The following is a 279-nucleotide window of genomic DNA, read 5'->3' as shown; positions in this document are numbered from 1 at the left end:
ATAAGCCGTATCCTCCACATCGCACTTATATTTCACGCGCATGTGAACGATTACCGCATCATCCTTGATCTTCTTTTTAGCCGCAGCCTCTTCCCGCTCTTTCTGAGCTAGACCAGCAACCTTCTTGGCGTGGTACTCCTTAGCTTGCTGCTTTGCCCGCGCCGCGCTTGCAATGGCCGCGTCATAGACATCAGAAAGGATCACATTACGGCTCAGGTCGCCGAGGTATCCTGCATTCCGAGTGTTGTACTTCGGGCGCTGCGCACGTGAACTGTAATC

General features: G+C 53.0%; 1 protein-coding gene. It reads right to left on the bottom strand.

Annotation, left to right across the window (positions count from 1 at the left end; translation table 11 throughout):
* Positions 1-279: hypothetical protein (locus tag Q5762_RS38045; protein ID WP_315896884.1), on the bottom strand; the 279-nt coding region annotated here is incomplete at both ends.

The sequence above is a fragment of the Streptomyces sp. P9(2023) genome (assembly GCF_032436795.1).
In the GTDB taxonomy this organism is placed as follows: domain Bacteria; phylum Actinomycetota; class Actinomycetes; order Streptomycetales; family Streptomycetaceae; genus Streptomyces.
Note: the sequence above shows the minus strand (reverse complement) of the source record. Positions and strands in the feature narration are given on the sequence as shown.